Raw genomic sequence first — 14,902 nt, forward strand, 5'->3', positions numbered from 1 at the left:
CTGTTTACCCCTGTGCAGCTAGCAACTATTGGTTATAATCCGAGGCAATCAGGCGAAAGCCAAGACAAACGCTCGGTATATTGAATGACCATTAAAACAGACGAACTACGCACCACATTACTATGTAAGGCCATTTCACCTGCTAAACTCGCATCTGAATACCCGCTTACTCAAGACGCCGCCGACTACCTGGTTCAACAGAGACGTGAAGTTGAAGCCATTCTCACCGGTGAAGACAAACGTCTTCTGGTGATCATCGGCCCCTGCTCTATCCACGACACCCAGGCTGCCATCGACTACGCTAAGCGTCTGGCCGTGCTGCATAAAGAACTCAAAGACTCACTCTGCATCCTGATGCGCGTCTATTTCGAGAAACCTCGTACCACTGTTGGTTGGAAGGGGCTAATTTCCGATCCGGATCTCGACGGCAGCTTTAATGCCAACAAAGGCCTGCGCCTGGCGCGTCACCTGTTGCAAGAGATCACCGAGCTAAATCTGCCTATCGCCACCGAATTTTTGGATATGGTTAACGGTCAGTATATTGCCGACCTCATCACCTGGGGCGCGGTTGGCGCCCGTACCACAGAGAGTCAGATCCACCGCGAGATGGCCTCGGCGCTCTCCTGTCCGGTCGGCTTCAAGAACGGTACCGACGGCAACATCAATATCGCCATCGACGCGGTGCGCGCCGCCAAGGAACCGCACATCTTCTACTCGCCAGATAAAGATGGCGCCATGGCCGTTTACCGCACCAGCGGTAACCCTTATGGCCACATCATACTGCGCGGCGGCAAACAGCCGAACTACCATGAGGCCGACATTCAGGCTGCGGCGCAGAAGCTTAAAGATGTGGGCCTGTCTCACCGCATGGTGGTGGACTTTAGCCACGGCAACAGCCAGAAGCAGCATAAGCGTCAACTCGAGGTCGCCAAAGATATCATGGCGCAGGTCGCCTCAGGCTCGACCGCGATTGCCGGCATCATGGCCGAGAGCTTTATCGAAGAGGGCAACCAGAAGGTGGTAGCCGGTGAACCACTGGTTTACGGCAAGAGCATCACAGATGCCTGCCTCGACTGGGCCGACTCAGAAAAGCTACTGCGAGACCTTGCTGCAGCCTCCAAGGCGCGCATGGCAAAGCTTAGCTAATACCTAATGTGATTATTTTAAAAAGGCTTCCTCGTGAAGCCTTTTTTAATGTCATGAAACCCACCACATTACCGGGCTACAGCGCTGTCATTAAGCCGCGATTATCAGTATAATCCGCCGGTTTTTTTCAATGCATAACCTTAAGGTTGCCGTATGCCCCTAACCGATACAGAAACTCAGTATTCTGACGCCATTCGCGCGCGCATCGCGCAGTCAGAAGCCCGGGTGATCAAAGCGATTTTTCCCTCTATTACCAACCATCACAACACCCTCTTTGGTGGCGAGGCGCTGGCCTGGATGGATGAGACCGCCTTTATCGCCGCTACCCGCTTCTGCCGCAAGACACTTGTTACTGTCAGCTCAGATCGTATCGACTTCAATAAGTCGATTCCTGCCGGCACCCTGGCAGAGATCATTGCCAACGTGATCTATGTGGGTAACACCTCCCTCAAGGTTGAGGTCAACATCTTTGTCGAAGATATGTACCAAGATCATCGTGAGCATGCCATACGCGGCGTCTTTACCTTTGTGGCGCTGGATGAAGATCGTAAACCCACTAAGGTGTGGAGCGGCGACTGATTTTAAGAAGGTCTCCTGTCGGCGGGCGCACACCTGCCGACTTATTACCTCTCACCTCTAACCTTCCCTAACCTCGCACCTCGTATCTCCCGCTCTCAGCCAAAGACTCATTAGACTTAAGTCTAATAATTGTTTGTAAAAATGAAAAAATCCCATCACCCAGACACAAAAGCAATAGAATACTGAGTCATTTATCTGTTACATTGACTTTACCTTCAAGTGCAACAAAGATAATCAAAAAGCAATGAAGCTCGAAAACTTGCACATCATCATCGCAGATGATCATCCATTATTTAGGAATGCGCTGCGACAGGCATTGAGCGGCGCCTTTGCCGACACCCAGTGGTTTGAGGCCGATAGTGCCGAAGCCCTACAAGGCCTATTGGAACAGGGCAACACCGCCTATGACTTAGTGTTGCTGGATCTACAGATGCCCGGCTCCCATGGTTACTCCACCTTAATACACCTAAGAACCCATTTCCCCGAACTGCCTGTAGTGGTGATCTCCGCTCACGAAGATGCCATGACCATCAGCCGCGCCGTCCATTATGGTAGCGCCGGGTTTATTCCCAAGTCCGCCTCCATGGAGACCCTCTCGGAGGCCCTCACGGCTGTACTCTATGGCGATATCTGGCTACCGGACAACATAGAGCTGCAAGAGATCAACGAAGATGCCACGGATCAGATGGCAGCCAAGCTTGCCGATCTCACGCCGCAGCAATATAAGGTGCTGCAGATGTTTGCCGAGGGTCTGCTCAACAAGCAGATCGCCTATGACCTGGGCGTATCCGAGGCCACCATCAAGGCCCACGCCACCGCCATCTTTAGAAAACTCGGGGTGAGAAACCGCACTCAGGCAGTTATCGCCCTGCAGCAGCTGGAGATGGAAAAGGTCGAGCTATAGCAGAAAACAAGGATAAGCCAGCACAAAAAAGCCGAACTCTCGTTCGGCTTTTTTATTCCCGACTGTTTGTTTTCACAGCCCTTTTTGTTACTTACTTAATGCCTGAAGCTGTCATAAAAGATGACTGGCGTGGAATCTCAGGTGATCTTCGATAAAGGTGGCGATGAAATAATAGCTGTGATCGTACCCCTCCTGCATGCGCAGGATCAGCGGATACTCCTTCTCCTTAGCCACCGCTATCAAGGCCTCTGGCCTTAGCTGCTCCTCGAGGAAGTTGTCACTACTGCCCTGATCGATAAAAATCGGCAGATCGCAACTAGCCTGCTTCATCAGCTCACAGGCATCATAGGCCAGCCAAGCGTCACGGTTCTTACCCAGATACTCACTAAACGCCTTCTGCCCCCAAGGGCAGTTGATAGGATTGACGATAGGACTAAAGGCCGAGACAGAGCGATAACGATCTGGATGCTTAAGGCCTATGGTCACGGCGCCGTGGCCTCCCATGGAGTGACCGGCCAGAGAGCGCGCCTCGGTCACCGGAAAATGGGCCTCGATAAGCTCGGGGAGCTCCTCAACCACATAATCATACATCTGATAATGCGCCTGCCAAGGCGCCTGAGTCGCGTTGAGATAAAACCCCGCGCCTTGGCCCAGGTCGTAGGCAGCGTCATCGGCCACCTCCATCCCTCTTGGACTAGTATCGGGCGCTACGATGGCCACCCCCAGCTCTGCCGCAATACGCATGGCGCCAGCCTTTTGCATGAAGTTCTCATCCGTGCAGGTCAGCCCAGACAGCCAGTAAAGCACTGGCACCTTCTGCTCGCTGGCCTGTGGCGGCAGATAGATGGCGAAACGCATGGCGCAATTTAGCACCCGAGACTGATGCTGATACTGTTTATGCCAACCACCGAAGCACTTGTTGCTACTGATATTTTCTATGGTCATACTCTCATCCCTAAAGGGTGCAGACGCGGGCGTCTGCACCTAAACTAAGCCAAATGATGCCTATCGGTTAAAGTGCACCACAGAGCGGATACTCTTACCCTCATGCATGAGGTCGAAGGCTGTGTTGATCTCCTCCAGCGCCATGGTGTGAGTGATAAAGTCGCTAAGCTTAAACTCGCCGCGCAGGTACTTCTCAACTATCTCGGGCAGCTCTGAGCGTCCCTTCACGCCGCCGAAGGCACTGCCGCGCCAGACGCGTCCGGTCACCAGCTGGAAAGGACGGGTCGAGATCTCTTGGCCGGCGCCAGCGACACCGATGATCACTGACTCACCCCACCCCTTGTGGCAGCACTCCAGCGCCGAGCGCATCACATCCACGTTACCGATACACTCGAATGAGTAATCCACGCCGCCATCGGTTAGCTCGACAATCACTTCCTGGATGGGCTTGTCGTAATGCTTAGGGTTGATGCAGTCGGTAGCCCCTAGCTGGCGGGCCAGCTCAAACTTGCTCTCATTGATGTCGATGGCGATGATGCGGCTAGCACCCGCCATGGTCGCGCCTATGATGGCCGACAGGCCTATGCCGCCAATACCGAAGATGGCGACGCTCGCACCCGGCTCAACCTTAGCCGTGTTGAGTACAGCGCCCATGCCTGTGGTCACACCGCAGCCTAGCAGACACACCTCTTCCAGTGGCGCCTCTGGATTGACTTTAGCCAGTGAGATCTCTGGCAGTACGGTATATTCAGAGAAAGTTGAGCAACCCATATAGTGGAAGATAGGCTGACCATCTTTGAAGAAACGTGTGGTGCCATCTGGCATCAAGCCTTTACCTTGGGTCTCGCGGATCTTCTGACACAGGTTCGTCTTACCCGACTTACAAAACTTACACTCGCCACACTCAGGGGTATAAAGCGGGATCACGTGATCCCCTACCGCCACACTGGTCACGCCTTCACCGACCGCCTCGACGATACCACCGCCTTCGTGGCCCAGAATCGCCGGGAAGACACCTTCAGGATCGTCACCCGAGAGGGTAAAGGCATCGGTATGGCAGACGCCGGTTGCGACAATCTTCACCAAAACCTCACCAGCCTTGGGATACATCACATCCACCTCTTCTACCGATAATGGCTGGCCCGGTCCCCAGGCGATGGCGGCCTTAGATTTAATAAACTTGTCTGTCATCTCACTTGCTCCATTTAGTGTCTGTATCTGTGTATCTGTCTGCCCACTTCAATGTAGTCGCTGACCATTACCTTGTCTCGCCAGCAGGTGCATCACAGTGGATTTGATTACTTGTGTCTATTTTATTTATTTCACACGAGATGATAATCTACGTTTTGTACAAATCATTTTTACCAAATAGTAATAATAGGTTTATAGCCATGCAGGAATGGGAAGGGGTCAGCGAGTTTGTCGCGGTGGCGGAGACAGAGAGTTTTACTAAAGCGGGCAAACGCTTAGGGATCTCTACCGCCCAGGTGAGTCGCCAGGTAGGCGCGCTGGAACAGAGGCTGGATACCAAGCTGCTCTATCGCACCACCCGCAAGGTCTCCATGACGGAAGAGGGACAGCTCTACTACCGGCATTGCCGTCAGGTGCTCGATGGCCTGGAAGAGGCCGAACGTGCCCTCAGCAGCTTAAGAGGTCTGCCCCAGGGACTACTGAGGATGACGGCGCCGGTGGCCTATGGCGAGAAATATATCCTGCCTGTCGTCAACGACTTCCTACTCGCCTACCCTAACGTGGAGGTGGATATCGCCCTCACCAACCGTCAGGTGAGACTGGTAGATGTGGGCATAGACCTGGCCATTCGCATCGGCAAGTTGGCCGATTCTAGCCTGATCGCCAAGCGCATCAGTCAGCGGATCAACTATGTGTGCGCCTCACCGGACTATCTCAAGCGGTTCGGCGAGCCCCACAGCCTGTCTGAACTGAGCCGGCACAACTGCCTGATCGGCAACCATGACTACTGGCGTTTCCTCGAACAGGGCCGCGAGCGCCAGCTTAAGATAAAGGGCAATCTGAGGTGTAATACCGGCCACGGCCTGAGAGACGCGGCGCTTAAGGGGCTGGGACTGGTGCAGCTGCCCAACTATTATATAGGTCAGGACCTCAAGGCGGGTCGTTTGGTGTCTGTGCTCAACGCCTATCAGGAGCCAAACGAAGGGGTCTGGGCCCTCTATCCCCAAAACCGCCACCTCTCACCTAAGGTGAAGTTAATGGTAGAGTTTCTCGACCGCGCCCTGCCCTAAACCTTGCAAGGTTTTAAGACAATAAAAAACGCCCCTTCATCTAGTATGAAGGCGCGTTTCTCTTGTTTAATTTAACGCTTAACGTCAGATTAACGGCTGCTCGGCTGTCAGTTGCTGGCGTCGAGCAGACGTTGATAGAGGGCGTCTTTCAGCTCGGCTCTATCGTGCTTAAGCTGATGCATGGCACTATCGTCGATAGGCGCATCGTTAAGCTCTAGGGTTCGGATCTCTTTGTCTAACGCACTGTACTTCTTGTTGTCTTGCGCGAATCCATCATCGGATTCGGTGAGTTTGAGGATCAGGTCTTGATAATCAGGAAAGTCGTTAATGAGCGAGTGGTTTTCACCTAGCATAAGGCCCCCTTTACTTGAGCAGATAAATGGATAAATTTTATGCCTTGTTGATAAATGTAGCACGCCATCACGCCCCTGGTCAGCATCCACCTCACAAAATACTGCAAAGAGTTGATAAATTAAGTTTTAGTGCGCTGTTTAATCACCTTTACACCTGAGATTTGCCCAGACATTCCCTACCTAAAGTGCTCCATCATGCGGTAATAGAGCATGCCCAGCGCCATGCCCTGATTACCGAGCCAATCGCCCACCGGCAGTCTTACCTGTTTCATCTGGGCAAAGAGGTCGAATTCCTCCAGTTGCCCCTGCACCGCCTGACTCATGATCTCGCCCATGATGTGCGAGGTGGCCACCCCGTGACCCGAGTAGCCCTGACAATAAAACAGATGTTCAGACACCTTGCCAAGCTGGGGGATACGGTTAACCACTATGCCCGCCATGCCGGTCCAATCGAACTCTATCTCCACCCCCTTGAGGCGGGGGAAGGTGCGCTCTATCGCCGGGCGCAGCTCGGCGGCCACATCCTTAGAGTCCCGGCCCGAATAGTTGGTGCCACCACCAAACATCAATCGGTTATCGGCGGTCATGCGGTAATAGTCGAGCACGAATCGACTATCATATACGGCTAAATCATGGGGGTTGAGCTGTTTAGCGACTTGTGGGTCCAGTCTCACCGTGGCGCAGTTACCCAAGGATGCAGGAAACAGCATGCCCCTTAACTTATGACGCGCCAACCTATGATAGGCATTGCCCGCCAGTACGGCGCAGTTGGCGGTGATCCGCCCCTTATCGGTCGTGACGGTAACCCGCTTATCATCAGAAATATCCAAAACCTGTGAGCCTTCGAAGATCAAGGCGCCGTTGGCCTCGGCAGCCCTCACCTCGCCGATGCAGAGATTCACCGAGTGCAGGTGCATGTTGCGCCGATTCAATAAGCCACCGTGATACAGCGGCGTGTCCAGATAATCGGGAATGTCGGCCTTGCTAAGTAAGGTTAGCTCATCGCCCATGCCCCGCCTCAGCCCCTCTTCATAGGTAGTCTGCATCTCGGCGATGTGGGCCGGCTTATAGGCGGTGTGCAGATGACCGAATTTAAGGTCACAATCTATCTGATATTTTTCTACCCGCTTTTTAATGATCTCATGACCGCGCCAGCGCAGGTTCCAGACAAACTCCTCCGCCTCATGGCCGATACGATTACGCAGCTGTTTTACCATGGCGTTATCGCCAGATAGACTGCCGGTCACCTGACCACCGTTACGACCAGTTGCCCCCCAGCCCACCTTATTTGCCTCCACGACGGCCACCTTGACGCCTCGCTCGGCAAGTTCCAGGGCGGTCGCCACACCGGTAAAACCTGCGCCTATGACTACTACATCGACATCCAGCTCCCCCTCTAGGCTTGGATAATGGGTCTCCTGCTTGATAGTGGCATTGTAATAAGAATTACAGCGAGCGAGTGACATCCGGCTTTCCTTAATCGTTAGGTTGCGCCGCCATGATGCGGCTTTGTTTTATATTTTTTACAACACGTTTGATATTCGAGTATACCTAGGTGCAATGTCAGGTCAACTAGTTCACGAGATACTCGCTCGAAAAAACCAAGCTAAGAAAACAAAGAGTAAGAAAACAGGAGGTAAGAAAACAGGGCGTAAGAAAATAAGGAGTAAGAAAGTAGAAAGTAAGAAATGGGCGTTACAGCTAGAGAGTAAAAATGATTATTGATATGAATTTACAGGTAAATATAAAAGCAGAGACGCGCCGCAGGCTGCGGCGCGCTGCTGACGTTAACGAGTCTGCTGCCAATAGGCGTACAGGCCGGCAATATCCTTGCTACAGAGCAGATGCATCGCCGCACTCACCTTGTCATCACTCCAATGCCACCATTGCATCTCCATTAACATGGCTATCTCTTCATCCGAAAAACGATAGCGGATCAGTTTCGCTGGGTTGGCGCCTACTATGGCGTAGGCTGGCACATCTTTGGTCACCACGGCGCGACTAGCAACAACGGCGCCATCCCCTACCGTGACTCCAGGCATGATCATCGCTTCAGATCCTATCCAGACATCGTTGCCTATCAGGGTATCACCGGCGCGGACAAACCCATCCTGGGCGCCCGAAAAGCTATCACCCTGTTGATAGAAAAAGGGAAAGCTACTGACCCAGTCGCTTCTATGGCCTTGATTGCCCGCCATCATAAACACGGCGCCAGAGCCAATGGAACAGTAGTTGCCTATGATAAGCCGGTCGACATCGTCCCTATCGGGCGCCAGGTAGCGGGCGCAGTCATCGAAGCTATGTTGATGATAATAGCCCGAATAGTAGCTATGCTCGCCCACGATAATATTGGGATTAGTGACCTGCTCCTTTAGCGATTGGCCGGCAAAAGGGCTATCAAAATAATTTTTCATCTTAAAACCTATTGTTACTTGTCCTCAAACCTTCCCAAACTAGCGTGCATTCGAGTGTTCCAGGAGATGGCACTAGGGCATTCACACTTTACTGTGCCACCCAGCTTCGGCTGGCAAGCTGCTTTTCCCCTTGATAGAGCTCCAGGGTAAAGTGCTCACCCTTAACTATCTGCCCCACGCCCTTGGGTGTGCCTGTCATCAGGATGTCGCCATCTTCGAGAGTCATGAAACTGGCGATCTCGGCCAACATGGCCTCGGGGCGATTAAGCATCAAGGCTACATCCCCCTGCTGGCGCAGCTCACCGTCGACGATCAAGCGAAACGAGAGTGAGTCGAGATCGCCATCAAAAGGCACAAACTCGCTAAACAGCGCGGCGCCATCGAAAGACTTGGCCCGCTCCCAGGGTAGCCCCTTGGCCTTAAGACGGCTCTGTAGCTGACGTTTGGTGAGATCTAAGCCGACGCCCACAGCCTCAAAGCGGCCCGCCTTCACCAAAAAGCAGAGCTCTGCCTCATAGTGCAGTGGCTCCTGATGGGTACTGAGTAGGGTCTCGGATATTGCCGAATTAGGCTTAACGAACAGCACCATCTCTTCGGGCATCTCGTTGTTAAGCTCCTTGATGTGCTCGACATAATTTCGCCCGACGCAGACTATCTTACTCGGCGTCACTTGTTGCTCTAAATATTTAACCAAGCGCAAACTTCACTCCTTCGCTGTTGATGTATTCTTACTTTACTAAACTGGATATCAGCGCTCGCAGCGCCGCGGGTTTAACCATCTTGGCCATATAGTGATAGCCGCGCTGCTGCACATCTTCCACCAAGTCTTTACGGGTATTGGCGGTGATCAAGATCCCCGGCAGATGAGCGCCATAGAGGGCACGGATCCCGTCCATGGCATCGACGCCATTTTGGCCATGATCCAGATGGTAGTCCGCCAGCACGATATCGGGTGCCACCCCCTTGAGCCCAAGCTTGATGCGGGCATCGGCGAGATCGCTGGCGCAGATCACCTCACACTGCCAGCGACTGAGCAGGCTCTCAAGCCCTGCCAGGATCGCCTCTTCGTTATCGATACAGAGTACCTTCACCCCGGCCAGCGGCTGCATAACAGGATTGGCCTTCTTGGGCAGAGCCACCTTGGCCTTCTCCCCAAGCGGCACTGTGATAGAAAACATGGAGCCTAACCCTAGCTTGGAAACCACCTTAATGTCATGGCCCAGCACCCGGGCGATGCGATCGGCGATGGCTAGCCCTAAGCCTAAACCGCTGACGCTCTTACTCTCAGGGTTTTCCAAACGCTTGAACTCCTTAAAGATCTCTCCCAGCTCCTGCTCGTCGATGCCGCAGCCGGTGTCGATCACCTGGATCTCCAGCGCCCCGGCGCGGTGACGACAGCCCAGCAGTACCCGGTTGCCCTTGGCATAACGATAGGCGTTGGTGAGAAAGTTCTGCAGCACCCGCCTGAGCAGGCTGAGATCTGAGCTGATGATGCTGGAGCTGGCCACCATGGAAAACTTGATGCCGTAATCCTTGGCCATGGCATCGAACTCCACCGCTAAGCCTTCCAGCAACTCGGCCACCGAGAAGTCGCGGCGGTTTACTTCCACCATGCCGGAATCTAGCTTAGAGATATCCAGTAGATCCGTCAGCAGCTCGCCGGCTATTTTGAGTGAGCTATTGACATGAGAGAGCGTGGTGCGCCCCTCCTGATCCAGATTCGGGTATTGCGCCAGAGACGCCGTAAACAGACGGGCGGCGTTAAGCGGCTGCATCAGGTCGTGCCCGACGGCGGCCAGGAAACGGCTCTTGGAGGCGTTAGCATTCTCCTCCTGAGCCTTGGCCTCAAGTAGCTGGCTGTTGAGCAGCGCCAGCTCATAGGTACGCTCCTTCACCCTGGCCTCCAAGGTCTCATTGACCTCCTGCAGTGCTCTGGCCTGCTCGCGGTACTGAGTAATATCAGTAAAGGTCATCACAAAACCACCACTGGGCATAGGATTACCCTGGATCTTGATCACCTTGCCATCCTGACGCTCACGCTCTGACACATGTGGGGTGCCGTTACGCATATGCTGCACCCGCTTGGCCACCTGCTCCTCCACATCCCCGGGGCCGCAGTAGCCGCGCTCGGCATTGAAACGCACCACATCGGCGATGGGCATGCCCGCCTGCAGGAAATCTTCCGGGTAATCGTAGAGCTCCACATACTTGTAGTTCCAGGCCACCAGATTCAGTTCCTTGTCCACCACGCTCATCCCCTCATAGGCGTGCTCTATGGCGCCCCTGAGCATATCCTGGCTGAGGATGATCTTTGATGAGGCCTCATCCACCAAGCTGAACACCTCATCCAGAGCGAGGTCACGCCCCTGCAGCACAGAGTCCATCACCAAGGAGGCGCTGGAGCCCCCCAGGACGCCGGCCAACATATGTTCGGTGTGAGCAATCAATTCCGGCGAGGCCACCTTGTGCCAGCTGTCGCTGCGCACCGCCTCATCGGAGAAGCGGGAGAAACTCTCGTAGGCCCGGGTGGGACTGACGAAGCGGCTGGCCAAGATCAAGAGATCCTGCTGAGAGATGGGCGATGCCTTGCGGTTACTGGTGTTTTTCAGCTCCCCCGGCGTCACGAAGGCGCTGGCCTGGATACGCTCAGCCACCCCGGCGCGAAACCAGATAGAGCCCAGCACATAACAGGCAAGGTTTGCCAGCAGCGCGGTGAGAATGTCACGAATGTTGGGGTTGATACTGTCGAGCAGCGCCAGCTCGCCGCCAAACACCCCCTGACTGTCGCTCATCCCCTGCACCAGTATGTAACACCAGAGGCCGAAGCCGACGATAAGCCCCAAATACACCCCGCCGCGATTGCCGTGCTTCCAGTACATGCCACCGATCAGCGCGGGCGCGAGCTGGGCAAAGGCGCCGAAGGAGAGCATGCCCAGCGCCGAGAGCGAATCGCTGTTCATGAAGGAGAGGTAACTGAAATAACCTAGCCCCAAGATAAGGACTATGGCGATGCGACGGGCATTGAGCAGGAACTGAGAGAACTGGCTGAAGTTTTTCTGACGGATCTTGCCCGAGTGCAACATCAGAGGCACCAGCCACTCGTTACTCACCATGACGCTGATGGTCACCACGGCAACGATCACCATGCCAGTCGCCGCCGACAGCGTCCCAAGCAGGGCAATCACCGCCAGCATGGGCTGATCCAGCGCCAAAGGTAGATTGATCACATAGGTATCGGCCGACACGCTATCCCCCAGCATCAACTTACCCGCCAGAGCGAGCGGTGCCACAAACATGCCGAAGAGGAGCAGGTAGATAGGAAACAGATACTTGGCCTTAACTAGGGTGGGTTCATCCTTACACTCCACCATCATCACGTGAAACTGGCGCGGCATGCAGAGAAACGCCGCCATGCCCACCAACAGCTGGGGCATCAGGTTTTCAAGTCGCAGCTCGGGATTATTGATCAACTGACGCTCGGTGGCCTGGGCCCAGATATCGCCGAAGCCATCGAAGAAGCCAAAGCTGATCACGCCGCCCACCAAGAGGAAGGCCGCCAGTTTCACTAGGGACTCGAAGGCGATCGCCAGCATCATGCCCGGGTTGTGTTCGGTCGCATCCAGCTTACGAGTACCAAACAGGATGGCAAACATCGCTAGTATGCCGGTGACGATCAGCGAGACCCAGGCGCCATCGTATTGGGCGTCTTCGGGCTGAAACAGGTTGAGGCTGAACACCATGGCTTTAAGCTGCAGGGCGATATAGGGCATGATGCCGAACAGGGCGATCAGGGTGACGATGGCGGCGATGGTCTGTGACTTACCGTAACGGGCGGCAATAAAATCGGCCACCGAGGTGATGTTTTGCGCCTTGGAGACGATCACCATCTTGCGCAGCAAACCGAAGCCGAAGGTAAAGATGAGTATGGGACCGACGAAGATAGGCAGGAAGGACCAGAGATCCTGAGCCGACTGACCAACTGTACCGAGAAAGCTCCAAGAGGAGCAGTAAACCGCTAAACTTAAACCATAAATCCAGGTCTGTATCTTCTTGGTGATCCGCCCAAACCAGCGCTCCGCTCCCCAGGCCAACAGGAAGAGTAGCGACACGTATAACAGGGCGATCACGCCGACAACCAGAGTCAGATTCATAGCAATTCCAATTCTTTTAATTATTCTGCGCTAAATACTAGCTTAAATCTCGTGCAAATATAATCACAACAGACTAAAAATAAAGGATATTTTTTTACTAGACCAAGGTCTAATAGAGGTAAATAGCCTAAGCATTCCATACTTTATCTACGCACAATTAGAAATAAAAGGAAGTCAGATGAGCACCCAGTCTCTCTACAAAGTTCCAAGCGAAATCGCGGCAAACGCCCATATTAATGACGAGAAATATAAGAAGATGTATCAGGAATCTGTGGTTAACCCCGAAGGTTTCTGGAGAGAGCATGGCCAGCGCATCGATTGGATGAAGCCTTTTACTAAGGTCAAGAAAACCTCCTTCGACGATCACAACCTGTCGATCAACTGGTTCTATGACGGCACCCTTAACGCCTCGGTCAACTGTCTCGATAGACACCTGGCCGACAACGCCGATAAGCTGGCCATCATCTGGGAAGGTGATGACGCGGCCGATCAACGCACTCTCACCTATGGCGAGCTCCATACAGAGGTGTGTAAGTTTGCCAACGCCCTGCGCAGCCAAGGGGTGCGTCGTGGTGACGTGGTCACCGTATACATGCCAATGGTGCCCGAGGCTGCCGTGGTCATGCTGGCCTGTGCCCGCATCGGCGCCATCCACTCTGTGGTGTTCGGTGGCTTCTCGCCGGACTCTATCGCCTCACGGGTGATCGACGGCAAGTCAAAAGTTGTGATCACCGCCGACGAAGGCGTGCGCGGTGGCCGCACTATCCCACTAAAAGCCAATATAGATGAGGCCCTCTCTCACCCAGACGTAACCTGTGTCGAGAAGGTGATCGTGCTTGAGCGTACCGGCAATCCCGTCAACTGGGTTGAAGGACGCGACATCAAGTGGGCGTCACTAATGGAGACCGCCTCAGAGCACTGCGTGGCCGAAGAGATGGGCGCCGAAGACCCCCTCTTCCTGCTCTATACCTCTGGCTCTACCGGTAACCCTAAGGGCGTGCTGCACACCACAGGTGGTTACCTGGTCTATGCCTCGATGACCCACGAATATGTGTTTGACTACAAAGAGGGTGAGATCTACTGGTGTACCGCCGACGTGGGTTGGATCACCGGTCACTCCTACATGGTCTATGGCCCGCTGGCTAACGGCGCGACCATATTGATCCACGAAGGTATCCCTAACTACCCAAGCCCGGCTCGTCTGGGTGAGATGATCGACCGCCACAAGGTCAACATTCTCTACACGGCGCCGACACTGATCCGTGCTCTGATGGCAGAAGGCAAGGAGCAGTTCGATAGTTTCGATGGCAGCTCGCTGCGCATCATGGGCTCTGTGGGTGAACCTATTAACCCAGAGGCCTGGCGCTGGTACCACGAGGTGATTGGCCATGAGAACTGCCCTATCGTCGATACCTGGTGGCAAACCGAAACCGGCGGCATCCTGATCTCGCCACTACCGGGCGCCACAGATACCAAGCCAGGTTCAGCCACTCGCCCCTTCTTCGGCGTGCAGCCAGCCTTGGTGGACAACATGGGTAACATCATAGATGGCGCGGCCGAGGGTAACCTGGTGATCCTCGACTCCTGGCCTGGACAGATGCGCACAGTATACGGCGACCATGACAGATTTGCGCTGACCTACTTCAAGACCTTCCGTGGCATGTACTTTACCGGTGACGGTGCTCGCCGCGATGAAGATGGCTACTACTGGATCACAGGCCGTGTCGATGACGTGATTAACGTATCTGGCCATCGTCTGGGTACCGCCGAGGTCGAGAGTGCCCTGGTGGCTCACGAGCATGTCGCCGAGGCCGCCGTAGTGGGTTATCCTCACGACATCAAGGGTCAAGGCATCTATGCCTATGTCACTCTGACCAAGGGCACTCAGGAAAGCGAAGAGCTGCGTCAGGAGCTGCGTCAGTGGGTCAGAAAAGAGATTGGCGCCCTGGCGACGCCGGATCTGATCCAGTGGGCAGGCGGTTTGCCTAAGACACGTTCAGGCAAGATCATGCGCCGTTTCCTGCGTAAGATCGCCGCCAACGAAGTGACCAACTTAGGTGATGCATCGACACTCGCCGATCCAGCGGTGATCGACACCCTGATTGAGACACGTCTCAACCGCAGCGAATAACCTTTTTGCTGAATTTGA

Annotated in this window: 12 protein-coding genes; 5 read left to right on the forward strand and 7 right to left on the reverse strand. The window is 54.3% G+C overall.

What is annotated here, in order from left to right:
• The first annotated feature begins 84 nt into the window (after positions 1-84).
• From K0H81_RS12115 to K0H81_RS12125, 3 genes are all read left to right on the forward strand, one after another.
• Positions 85-1,146: a 3-deoxy-7-phosphoheptulonate synthase gene (locus K0H81_RS12115; RefSeq protein WP_144198633.1), complete on the forward strand. Its 1,062-nt coding sequence runs from the start codon at positions 85-87 to the stop codon at positions 1,144-1,146.
• Between the two features lie 153 nt (positions 1,147-1,299).
• A complete protein-coding gene (locus tag K0H81_RS12120) occupies positions 1,300-1,725 on the forward strand; it encodes an acyl-CoA thioesterase (RefSeq protein ID WP_144198630.1) in 426 nt (141 codons plus the stop codon).
• A 244-nt stretch (positions 1,726-1,969) separates the two neighbouring features.
• Positions 1,970-2,629, forward strand: a complete 660-nt coding sequence (locus K0H81_RS12125) for a response regulator transcription factor (protein WP_011865344.1) — start codon at positions 1,970-1,972, stop codon at positions 2,627-2,629.
• Between the two features lie 111 nt (positions 2,630-2,740).
• Here K0H81_RS12125 and fghA read toward each other — a convergent pair whose 3' ends face one another.
• On the reverse strand, positions 2,741-3,574 hold the full coding sequence (gene fghA / locus K0H81_RS12130) for an S-formylglutathione hydrolase (protein ID WP_220058493.1): 834 nt from the start codon (positions 3,572-3,574) through the stop codon (positions 2,741-2,743).
• A 60-nt stretch (positions 3,575-3,634) separates the two neighbouring features.
• The gene (locus K0H81_RS12135) at positions 3,635-4,765 is read right to left on the reverse strand and encodes an S-(hydroxymethyl)glutathione dehydrogenase/class III alcohol dehydrogenase (RefSeq protein ID WP_286670433.1); all 1,131 of its coding nucleotides are present in this window, start codon (positions 4,763-4,765) and stop codon (positions 3,635-3,637) included.
• A gap of 200 nt (positions 4,766-4,965) precedes the next feature.
• Between K0H81_RS12135 and K0H81_RS12140 the strand changes: the two genes are divergently transcribed.
• Positions 4,966-5,835 carry a LysR substrate-binding domain-containing protein gene (locus K0H81_RS12140; protein ID WP_220058494.1) on the forward strand — a complete coding sequence of 290 codons (870 nt, stop codon included), beginning with the start codon at positions 4,966-4,968 and terminating at the stop codon, positions 5,833-5,835.
• A gap of 107 nt (positions 5,836-5,942) precedes the next feature.
• Here the strand turns inward: K0H81_RS12140 and K0H81_RS12145 are convergent, their stop codons facing one another.
• The 5 genes from K0H81_RS12145 to K0H81_RS12165 form a co-directional block, all read right to left on the reverse strand.
• Positions 5,943-6,188 (reverse strand): HP1242/YdcH family protein, encoded by a 246-nt coding sequence (locus K0H81_RS12145; RefSeq protein WP_144198618.1) that lies wholly within the window; start codon positions 6,186-6,188, stop codon positions 5,943-5,945.
• Between the two features lie 176 nt (positions 6,189-6,364).
• Complete coding sequence (locus K0H81_RS12150) at positions 6,365-7,654, reverse strand: NAD(P)/FAD-dependent oxidoreductase (protein ID WP_220058495.1); 1,290 nt, start codon at positions 7,652-7,654, stop codon at positions 6,365-6,367.
• A 321-nt stretch (positions 7,655-7,975) separates the two neighbouring features.
• On the reverse strand, positions 7,976-8,602 hold the full coding sequence (gene catB / locus K0H81_RS12155) for a type B chloramphenicol O-acetyltransferase (RefSeq protein ID WP_220058496.1): 627 nt from the start codon (positions 8,600-8,602) through the stop codon (positions 7,976-7,978).
• A gap of 88 nt (positions 8,603-8,690) precedes the next feature.
• Positions 8,691-9,302: a fumarylacetoacetate hydrolase family protein gene (locus K0H81_RS12160; RefSeq protein WP_220058497.1), complete on the reverse strand. Its 612-nt coding sequence runs from the start codon at positions 9,300-9,302 to the stop codon at positions 8,691-8,693.
• Between the two features lie 28 nt (positions 9,303-9,330).
• Complete coding sequence (locus tag K0H81_RS12165) at positions 9,331-12,753, reverse strand: hybrid sensor histidine kinase/response regulator (RefSeq protein ID WP_220058498.1); 3,423 nt, start codon at positions 12,751-12,753, stop codon at positions 9,331-9,333.
• Positions 12,754-12,931: 178 nt separating this feature from the next.
• Between K0H81_RS12165 and acs the strand changes: the two genes are divergently transcribed.
• Positions 12,932-14,884 carry an acetate--CoA ligase gene (gene acs, locus K0H81_RS12170; protein ID WP_220058499.1) on the forward strand — a complete coding sequence of 651 codons (1,953 nt, stop codon included), beginning with the start codon at positions 12,932-12,934 and terminating at the stop codon, positions 14,882-14,884.
• Positions 14,885-14,902: the final 18 nt, after the last annotated feature.

The organism is Shewanella halotolerans, assembly GCF_019457535.1.
GTDB classification, from domain to species: domain Bacteria; phylum Pseudomonadota; class Gammaproteobacteria; order Enterobacterales; family Shewanellaceae; genus Shewanella; species Shewanella halotolerans.

Coding starts and splice junctions, on each gene's coding strand:
- K0H81_RS12120 (WP_144198630.1), top strand. CDS start 1,300: ATGCCCCTAACCGATACAGAAACTCAGTATTCTGACGCCATTCGCGCG.
- acs (WP_220058499.1), top strand. CDS start 12,932: ATGAGCACCCAGTCTCTCTACAAAGTTCCAAGCGAAATCGCGGCAAAC.
- K0H81_RS12145 (WP_144198618.1), bottom strand. CDS start 6,188: ATGCTAGGTGAAAACCACTCGCTCATTAACGACTTTCCTGATTATCAA.
- K0H81_RS12115 (WP_144198633.1), top strand. CDS start 85: ATGACCATTAAAACAGACGAACTACGCACCACATTACTATGTAAGGCC.
- K0H81_RS12140 (WP_220058494.1), top strand. CDS start 4,966: ATGCAGGAATGGGAAGGGGTCAGCGAGTTTGTCGCGGTGGCGGAGACA.
- fghA (WP_220058493.1), bottom strand. CDS start 3,574: ATGACCATAGAAAATATCAGTAGCAACAAGTGCTTCGGTGGTTGGCAT.
- K0H81_RS12125 (WP_011865344.1), top strand. CDS start 1,970: ATGAAGCTCGAAAACTTGCACATCATCATCGCAGATGATCATCCATTA.
- K0H81_RS12135 (WP_286670433.1), bottom strand. CDS start 4,765: ATGACAGACAAGTTTATTAAATCTAAGGCCGCCATCGCCTGGGGACCG.
- K0H81_RS12150 (WP_220058495.1), bottom strand. CDS start 7,654: ATGTCACTCGCTCGCTGTAATTCTTATTACAATGCCACTATCAAGCAG.
- K0H81_RS12165 (WP_220058498.1), bottom strand. CDS start 12,753: ATGAATCTGACTCTGGTTGTCGGCGTGATCGCCCTGTTATACGTGTCG.
- catB (WP_220058496.1), bottom strand. CDS start 8,602: ATGAAAAATTATTTTGATAGCCCTTTTGCCGGCCAATCGCTAAAGGAG.